Below are 7,057 nucleotides of genomic sequence, written 5' to 3'. Positions count from 1 at the left end.
AAGCGTGCTGCGAGCTAGGCAAATCCAACGCTGTATGGCGATTCACCACGGCCAACCAATCCAAAACGGTCACCGCGGACGGAGGCGTTGAAACCGACAATGTAACTCCCACCTCCTCTGTCTCGACTTTGCAAGATTACAGTCCGGATAGCGACACTCGTCTAAGCCGTGCTGCTTTGGAAACACTTCCACGGATCGACGAGAATCCAGAAATCAATCGCGGCGACGTGCCGAAAGGAGCCATTCCAAGTGATGTAGAAGTGAAGCAAGAGCTGATCGCTGCTGTCGTCCGCCACGAACACAACGCGATTACACGCGAGAAAGTGATGGCTGTAGCGGAGGAGTTCGTTGGTGTCGGATCCCCGTATAAGCGGGAGACGTATGTTGATGAGGTATTGGAAGGGATGGGTGGAGTGTACGTAAAGGATGGACGGTTAGAAGTAACGTTTGTTGACGAATCAGCGGCGTTGGCGTGGATGGACAAGCGCATTGAGGAGGATGGTGCATATGCTGATGAGGACGTGCGTCCTGTAATTGCAAGACTATACAGAGATCACGAGGTTAGCGTGGAGAAGTTGCAGCCGTATGCTAGTGCATGTCGCCTTGGAAATGTGGACGCTTTCGCCTGACAAAACCACATTCCGATTTTAGTGGGCCAGCGTGTATGAGTGAGTATACCGGTCATAATATGACCGCTTCGAACTGAGGCCCACACATACATATATTTTCAATTAGCGGCTACTAATCATCCACCATGACACGAAGCGGACTAAAAGACGTAGAACTGCTCGATAAGGTGCTTCACGAATTCCGCAGCGGACGAGGGAAGGCAACCATCCACGACACCCCGTTCGGCTTGATGCTTGGAGTCTCAGCTGGGAACTCCGGCTCTCTCGACGCTGTCGCCACATACGGGGTCAGAGGATCAGGCATTGACTTCGCAAACGAGTACGGTGAGATCGTGCAAGCCATTGCACGCGGCGAATACGACGCCGTCTACGAAATCAGCAATGAGGAATGGCTACTGTTCCTTGATATTCTTGACGAGGTAGAGAATTTGGATGTGGACGAGGATGAGTTGTGGGAGACAAGAAGCGACAACTGACTAGCTTGCCAGACTTGGTCGACCAGTCGCGGAACTCCACTACTTGGTCAAAGAGGGAACGATTGGAATAGGTGAGGATACCGTCGACAATATCAAAGAATTCGTCGTGGAATACAATGCTGTCGGTAATAGAATATTAGAGAGCGTTCAAGCTACTGGTCGGTAGCGATGTCGTCACGGTCGAACCAAATCTAATTTTCCCGCCTACACGAGTTCACTGTCTACGCCGAGGCCATTGCATACCTCGCAGATATACTCAGTGTGGGCGTAACCGGTCGTAAAGTGACCGGTTTGATGAGTCAGGCACGGGATGTGTTCCCATATGCGATTTAACTCGACGGACAATCCGGATGGGATGGTCGATCTCCTGCGACACTCTGAGAACGCGACTATCCACGTCTGTGACGCAGAGGACAACAAGTGGCACGGCGATGTCGAGCAAGTCGTTTTCAATGAAACTGATTCAGACTATTCGAAAGAGGAAGAATTGTCTATTTCCTTTCTTGCAACCGACACCAACGAGGAGGCGGAGAAACCGTGGACAGACCGGCCATCGCTCCACACCCGACAATCCGGCCGTGAAGACTGTTGGACGGCGGTGCAGGCGGTCTACCCGCTTGAAGCCGGTAACGGGGATCCGTGCATGCCGGGGGAGCGCACGGTGGAGATCAGGGAAATCGAGGTGGAACCGACCAGAAGGTTAGGTGGCCATGGCGACTTCTTTGATGGCGTAAGCGAGGGTGACCCGGTTTGCCTCTCATCTGACCGGACGCAGACTGACCCAATTGCAGGGGTTGCCGGGAAGCAGTACCGCGGCAATCTATCCGTTCACATCCCACTCAGCTTGTACTTTCTACCCGACGAGTGGAACAGTAGGGAGGGAGAGATACGGGCCGTATACCGAGGAGGGAGTTGGAGTATCACTCTGACACCGGAAACCAACAGTGACCCGCTGTTGCCCGTCAAGGATGTCGAGTACGGCTGGGGGTATGCAGAGAAGTATTGGCGTCGCGCCAAAGAGGGTGTAGACGGGATTCGGACACAGTCGCTTAGGCGTGTGATATGGTTGGACGCAGTGGTGCGATATCACGCCAAGCGTGACGGCCCAGTTGTCACCGAGGCGCGGGGTGAGTCAGAGGATGAATTGGGTGAGTGGCCGTTCGTGCCATGGGAGTTCCTGTCGGCGGCGGACGTATGGCGGATTGCGGACGAGGACGCGTGGGCGGTGGTGCGTGACCGCGACGAGTGGGAGATGGTGACCAACGTCGGAGAACGAGCGAGACGAGAGTATCAGAATGCGCTGCAATACTTTGGTGACGAAGAACGTCACTAATGGTCGTCGGACAACGTATGTTCAGTGTTATATATGAGAAATAAAACAGCGGAGCCGTGCGCTTCGACGGGATTTTCTAGGAGTGCAGAATGTTGGAACTGTAGAAGTCGCCGAAGAAATCACCGAAGAGAGTGATCCGAATATGCGTGCGAAGTCCGTGATTGGTCGAAGATATCGTCTCACGATCTCAGACGTCACTTCGCCCAGGACTTGCTTGTGAGAGAGCAGACAAATTCCCACATCATTATAAAGGTCGGTAGATGGTCAAATTTTGGTACATTAGAGGGTACTGTATATTTAAGCCAGTTTGAGAAGTGAGCGGGTCGTTGAATGTCTGGACTAGAATGTTCGCAGATCTGCTCAGCGAGATCTACGAGGGGAATTTGGGGGAATGAGTGAACGGCGACGCTATCAGGGCGTTCGCCGTCCGCCTCCATCAGACCGGTTGTTCTCTTCGAGAGACAGCTGCGATTCTCGCTGAATTTTTGCAAGTGGTTCATACTCCGTTGCTGCTTCGAGGACTTGTCTCTGGCTGACGTGTAGTTCGTAACGGCCGTACTGGCTTTCAGCGTAGGAATCGTTGTTGTGGTCGTCCCAGTCCCATGAGTCTGGTTCGTGGACATCTAAGTCGTCGCAGACTTCACAAAATATTTCCAGTGCAACTTCTCTTCCGACTTCGCGATTAGCGTACAGTTCGCTTCGTTGTATTAGCCCGTTTGGAGTCTATGTGCGCTTTCCACACTGCTTTGATTTCTTCGTCAGTCATCACCACCCGACGCGTCGTCGTATTTTCTGATCGCTTCGAAGATCTGCTCTTCCGACTGGCGGAATTGGCGTAGTCGTTCCAGATCATCAGGTGCTTCGTGGCTGTAGTACTCGTGCTCGTACAATCCGTGGTCTATCCGTCGTACTCGGCTGTCACGGATTAGTTCTTTGAGGAGCTGAGTGGCTCGCGTGCCTGAAACGTTGAGTTCGTTTGCGACCATTTGCCGCGTTGCGCGTCCTTCGCGTGCTAGGATCTGTTCTGTTTCGCGTGCTTTTGGCGATACTTGGTTGTCTTCCATCACCTACGTATAGTTAGCACTATCTATTGATAAGTTGCTTGGTTGAAGGGAACGAATCGGGTGATTTCATACTTCTATTCGTGCTAAAACGCTTTCGACCGACAACCTTCCCAGACGATAGGTTATTAATCATAACTACCTTAGCGTTAGTTGCAGAGTTGATGAGAGCAAATGATTACGTTCGCGACATACGCGCCGTCCGCGACATCAACAATGTCGAGAGGATTGGCGACAATGACGCGTGGAGTATCAATGATGGAGATCACGTTGTAGACCGCATCGCTGACGATGATTGGCGGTGCGGCTGTGAAGATTTTGAATATAGAAACGCACTTTGTAAGCATATTCGCGCCGTGCAGCAGCAGCTTGGATTGCGTCTCCGCCCGATGGTGGGTGATTCATCGTGAGTTTGGAGACTGGTGATCTCGCCGTTGATGATGAGTCTGACTCGTCGGATTACCTCGTCTTCCTCGGCGCCATTGGTGTGCCAGCGAACGAGTATGTGATCTGGGAAACACCGCCTGATGATAACGACATCACCATCGCAACCCGAAACCGCGCCTATGGTGAGGATGAGGAAGTCGTAGAGGCGGCGTATCTGGAAGATGTCAAGCGATCGTTAGCTGATTGGGATATCAACGAAATCGTTGAATGGCACGACGAAGGTGAGTTAGAAGATCACGGCGTACGAGTCTACGGGTTCCCAGAGTCCAGGTTGTCTTCCGCGTCAGCGGGTGATGAGGGATGAGCAAGGTTGCTGATTCCGCTGAGGGTGAAGAACGTGATCCGTACCTGTATTACAGGACGCGTATGGATGAGAATCCTCGGGAAGTCGTGGTCAAGACAGAACCGAACCAGTTAGACAATCTCTGTGAGTACTGTTTCCGGAAGTTGCCTGAAGGCCGGTTGTTAGCACCCAAAAGTGCGACTTGGCACGCAGTCTCGTTTTTGCGGGATGAGGTGGGGTTTGATGTGTTGACGCCTAGTGTGTTTGATGATCAGAAGTTGCTGATTGATTTCGAGGCTTAACCATCTACGGGTTCTCCTTCTTCGTCGTTGATATCGTTCCGCATTTCGTTGAGTTCCTGTTCCGCTTGCTGTTTACCTTTCTGCAGTTCACCACTGGCTTGGCCAACTGAACGGGCGAGTTTTGGTAGCTTCGAGCTGCCGAAGAGTAGTGCGGCGACGCCGACGAGCCCGCCGATAGAAATCGCACCGAGGAGTTCGTAGGCCTTCACACCCCAATGTACTGTCTGTTGACATTTATCTAGCACGCTCGTTCGGGTGTGGGTGTGGCGCGCGCGGCAATTTCGCCGGCAGAGCTTTAAGTACTGTTAGGACGTGTGCAGTTATTATCGTGGCACGGCAGAGACTCGTGACCCGCATCGGGATGGAATGGAGACACCGCACTACCCTATATGGTTAAAAGGAACCCCTCATCCCCTCCGCCGGGGTGTGGATTCCAAGCATTATGCGGTGGGACGGGCGCGACGGGATTTGAACCCGCGACATCTTGGTCCGGAACCAAGAACTCTGTCCACTGAGCTACGCGCCCTCCGTAACAGAGTACAGAAACCGGCCGTATAACGGTTGCTCTTCGCGTCGAAACGCTCCCTCGAGCCCGACTACAGCGAGGACTCGGCGTCGGGGGCGTCGGTGACCGAGCCGTCCAGTGACGCCGGCTCCGACAGCGCGATTTCGACCCCATCTCCCCGGGAGTCGACGGTAACCAGCCAGCCGGCGTACCGGAACGACAGCGACCGGAACCCCGAGTCCGTATCGCAGATCGAATCCAGCGTGTCGGGGTCGATCGCGTCGTAGAGGGGCTCGAGCGCAATCGGATCGACCTCGTCAACGCGAGCGACTAGTTCGACAACCGCCGTACTCGTTCGCCGATCCTCCGTCGCGGCCACGCTCGTGGTCGGTCGATGAGAGGTCACTACTAGCGGTGAGCCGACCGGGAGTAAAGAAGATGACTCAATATTTCGGGGTGGAAATGACAGAGAAGATTGAACAGCGATGACCTCGTTCGCGGTGCTCTCACTCTCGCCGAGGAACGTCGTGGCGGCCGAAGCCGTACCGGAGCCGACTCGCCAGTCGCCTCGAGAACCGACCCTCGTCGGCCCGGGAGCCGAACCGCTCGGAGAGGGCGGTGTAGATCAGCGGCAGCGGCACCTCCTGCTCGAGGGCCTCCTGGACGGTCCAGGTGCCCGTCGAGCCGCCCTCGATGCGGTCGGCGACAGTGCCCAGGTCGGTCCCCTCCTCGCGAAATGCCTCCTCGCAGAGTTCGAGCAGCCACGAGCGGATCACGGCGCCGTTGTTCCAGACCGTGGCTACGTTCTCGAGGTCGAGGTCGTACCGGCCCTCGTGGAGCAGTTCGAACCCCTCGCCGTAGGTCTGCATCAGCGCGTACTCGACGCCGTTGTGCACCATCTTGACGTAGTGGCCCGAGCCCGCAGGCCCCATCCGTCCGTGACCGTCTGGACCGGTCGCGACGGCGTCGAACACCGGGACGAGTTCGTCGTAGGCCCACTCCGGCCCGCCGACCATCAGCGAGAAGCCGAGTTCGGCGCCCGCCGGCCCCCCTGAGGTACCACAGTCGAGGTACGCCGCCGAACAGGCCTGGGCCCGGCGCACCGAGTCCTCGAAGTAGGAGTTGCCGCCGTCGACGACGACGTCGTCGCCGTCGAGGTGGGGATCGAGGTCGGCGAGGGTCGCGTCGACGGCCTCGCCCGCGGGGACCATCAGCCAGATCCGCTTTGCCTCACCGAGTCGGTCCGCCAGATCCGATACGGAGTCGGCTGGCTCCGCGCCAGCGTCGGCCGCGGTGGCGACGGCTGCCGGATCGAGGTCGAAGGCGACGACGTCGTGACCTGCCTCGAGCACTCGTTCGACGACAATCTGTCCCATGCGTCCGAGTCCGATAACGCCCAGTTGCATGCCTCCGGATGGGCGGGGCCGCGAGGTAGTGGTTGTGATTCGCCGCGGAGGCGACGCTCGAGGACGAAACGCGAGGCAGAAGCCGCCGCGGCTGCAGCGAAGCCGACCGCCGCCGTCAGTGGATCGGTTGCTCGAGGCGAGCCCAACCGATCGCGTCGAGCACGACGATCCGACCGTGGTGTTCGACGTAGACGCCGTTGTACTCGCCCCGACCGGCCTCGTAGTACGGCAGCGAGTCCCGGATCGTGTCGACGACCGACCAGGCGCCGTCGCGCTCGAGGGTGACGTGTTCCCAGTCCTCGCGGGCGTCGTTACGGACCGCGCGCTCGAGCGCCCGCCGGGCGCCCGGAATCTCCGCGAGTCGGCGGGCCGATGCGTCGATAACAGTCGCCCCTGCGGGAACCTCGTCGACGACCCTGGCGCCGAGGTTCGCCTTCGAGCGTCCCGTTTCGGTCGGCGAACGGTCGTTCTGAAGGACGTACCCGGCGGCCGCGGCGGTCCCCACCGCGAGCAGCGATAGGGCCATCCCTTTGCCCCTGAACATCATACACATACCTCTCAGTAGCTAACTAAGTATCTTTCGTAACAATCTTCTTTACAAATATATCTAGCAAG

At 56.6% G+C, this 7,057-nt stretch carries 9 protein-coding genes, 1 tRNA gene and 1 pseudogene; 5 read left to right on the top strand and 6 right to left on the bottom strand.

The genetic code is table 11. From position 1 onward, the window contains the following. The 4 genes and pseudogenes from QA600_RS05810 to QA600_RS05795 all read left to right on the top strand — a co-directional run. The coding region (locus tag QA600_RS05810) for a hypothetical protein (RefSeq protein ID WP_278291013.1) at positions 1-629 on the top strand (629 nt) is incomplete at its 5' end. Positions 630-754: 125 nt separating this feature from the next. Then, complete coding sequence (locus QA600_RS05805) at positions 755-1,105, top strand: hypothetical protein (RefSeq protein WP_278291012.1); 351 nt, start codon at positions 755-757, stop codon at positions 1,103-1,105. A gap of 355 nt (positions 1,106-1,460) precedes the next feature. Beyond that, positions 1,461-2,438, top strand: coding sequence for a hypothetical protein (locus QA600_RS05800; protein WP_278291010.1), 978 nt, complete (start codon positions 1,461-1,463; stop codon positions 2,436-2,438). A 410-nt stretch (positions 2,439-2,848) separates the two neighbouring features. After that, positions 2,849-2,923, top strand: a pseudogene (locus tag QA600_RS05795) (IS6 family transposase); the annotation flags it as partial. Between the two features lie 273 nt (positions 2,924-3,196). Here the strand turns inward: QA600_RS05795 and QA600_RS05790 are convergent. Then, positions 3,197-3,502, bottom strand: coding sequence for a hypothetical protein (locus QA600_RS05790; protein WP_278291009.1), 306 nt, complete (start codon positions 3,500-3,502; stop codon positions 3,197-3,199). A 403-nt stretch (positions 3,503-3,905) separates the two neighbouring features. Between QA600_RS05790 and QA600_RS05785 the strand changes: the two genes are divergently transcribed. After that, on the top strand, positions 3,906-4,250 hold the full coding sequence (locus QA600_RS05785) for a hypothetical protein (RefSeq protein ID WP_278291008.1): 345 nt from the start codon (positions 3,906-3,908) through the stop codon (positions 4,248-4,250). Between the two features lie 277 nt (positions 4,251-4,527). Here QA600_RS05785 and QA600_RS05780 read toward each other — a convergent pair whose 3' ends face one another. The 5 genes from QA600_RS05780 to QA600_RS05760 all read right to left on the bottom strand — a co-directional run bounded on the left by QA600_RS05780 (position 4,528) and on the right by QA600_RS05760 (position 6,989). Then, positions 4,528-4,740 (bottom strand): twin-arginine translocase TatA/TatE family subunit, encoded by a 213-nt coding sequence (locus tag QA600_RS05780; RefSeq protein ID WP_278291007.1) that lies wholly within the window; start codon positions 4,738-4,740, stop codon positions 4,528-4,530. A gap of 244 nt (positions 4,741-4,984) precedes the next feature. After that, positions 4,985-5,057, bottom strand: a tRNA-Arg gene (locus tag QA600_RS05775). Between the two features lie 70 nt (positions 5,058-5,127). Next, a complete protein-coding gene (locus tag QA600_RS05770) occupies positions 5,128-5,442 on the bottom strand; it encodes a HalOD1 output domain-containing protein (RefSeq protein WP_278291005.1) in 315 nt (104 codons plus the stop codon). A gap of 100 nt (positions 5,443-5,542) precedes the next feature. After that, positions 5,543-6,442, bottom strand: coding sequence for a phosphogluconate dehydrogenase (NAD(+)-dependent, decarboxylating) (gene gnd / locus QA600_RS05765; RefSeq protein WP_278291004.1), 900 nt, complete (start codon positions 6,440-6,442; stop codon positions 5,543-5,545). Positions 6,443-6,557: 115 nt separating this feature from the next. Further along, positions 6,558-6,989, bottom strand: coding sequence for a hypothetical protein (locus QA600_RS05760; protein ID WP_278291003.1), 432 nt, complete (start codon positions 6,987-6,989; stop codon positions 6,558-6,560). Positions 6,990-7,057: the final 68 nt, after the last annotated feature.

This window comes from Natronococcus sp. A-GB1, from assembly GCF_029688845.1.
In the GTDB taxonomy this organism is placed as follows: Archaea; Halobacteriota; Halobacteria; order Halobacteriales; family Natrialbaceae; genus Natronococcus.
This window is presented reverse-complemented; position numbering and strand designations above follow the sequence as displayed.

Bases quoted from the DNA above. Each gene is read 5' to 3' on its own strand.
- QA600_RS05805 (WP_278291012.1), top strand. From the start codon at position 755: ATGACACGAAGCGGACTAAAAGACGTAGAACTGCTCGATAAGGTGCTT.
- QA600_RS05800 (WP_278291010.1), top strand. From the start codon at position 1,461: ATGGTCGATCTCCTGCGACACTCTGAGAACGCGACTATCCACGTCTGT.
- QA600_RS05790 (WP_278291009.1), bottom strand. From the start codon at position 3,502: ATGGAAGACAACCAAGTATCGCCAAAAGCACGCGAAACAGAACAGATC.
- gnd (WP_278291004.1), bottom strand. From the start codon at position 6,442: ATGCAACTGGGCGTTATCGGACTCGGACGCATGGGACAGATTGTCGTC.
- QA600_RS05760 (WP_278291003.1), bottom strand. From the start codon at position 6,989: ATGATGTTCAGGGGCAAAGGGATGGCCCTATCGCTGCTCGCGGTGGGG.